Below are 689 nucleotides of genomic sequence, written 5' to 3'. Positions count from 1 at the left end.
ATCATGCCGGCATCGGAAAGCCCATGAAATAAGGCTGATGGGGTCGATTTATCCGGCCTTTGCAGGGCGTTGTGTCCAGCGCGGATTGCGCCAGTCGATCCCTTCCAGAAGATACCCGAGCTGGGCCGCAGAGATCTGCACCGCCTCACCGGCCCCGCTGGTCGGCCAGATGAACTTCCCGGCCTCGAGACGCTTGGTGTAGAGCGACATGCCGACCCCGTCATGCCAGATCAGCTTGACCAGGTCGCCCCTGCGCCCGCGAAAGCAGAAGATCTCGCCCGCATGCGGATCGCGCCCGAGCCCCTGTTGCACCGCCAGCGCCAGCGTGTTCATGCCGCGCCGCATGTCGGTGACCCCGCCCGCGATCCAGACGCGCACCCCCGCCGGGAAGGCGATCATCGATCGTCCAGAACCGGGAGGAGCCGGACCAGAACTTCCGGGTCCACCGCGGAGGGGATCAGGAGCCGCCGCCCGTTCCTCAGCACGATCTCGAGCTGCACGTCAGCTGTGTCATGCCCTGCCACTGGTGCTGCTACGGGCATTGCCGCCGGCGGCCCTGGCGGTAGCGTCAGCGGGATGAACGCAGGCAGCGCGTCGGTCCCAAGCGCGCCGTCTCGATACTGCCGCCGCCATATCGTCAGCAGAGAACGTGACACACCATGCCGCCGGGCCGTCGCCGCCACCTGACG

The 689-nt window shown here is 67.1% G+C and carries 2 protein-coding genes; both read right to left on the bottom strand.

Going from position 1 to position 689, the window contains the following annotated elements:
• Positions 1-48: 48 nt before the first annotated feature.
• The gene (gene tnpB, locus ACFHYO_RS16080) at positions 49-399 is read right to left on the bottom strand and encodes an IS66 family insertion sequence element accessory protein TnpB (protein WP_394321746.1); all 351 of its coding nucleotides are present in this window, start codon (positions 397-399) and stop codon (positions 49-51) included.
• The coding region (gene tnpA, locus ACFHYO_RS16075; RefSeq protein ID WP_394321744.1) for an IS66-like element accessory protein TnpA at positions 396-689 on the bottom strand (294 nt) is incomplete at its 5' end. The genes tnpA and tnpB, both read right to left, overlap by 4 nt.

This window comes from Paracoccus panacisoli (assembly GCF_042435015.1).
Taxonomy (GTDB): Bacteria; Pseudomonadota; Alphaproteobacteria; order Rhodobacterales; family Rhodobacteraceae; genus Paracoccus; species Paracoccus panacisoli.
The sequence above is the reverse complement of the archived record's forward strand: the minus strand, read 5'-3'. Positions and strand labels throughout refer to the sequence as shown.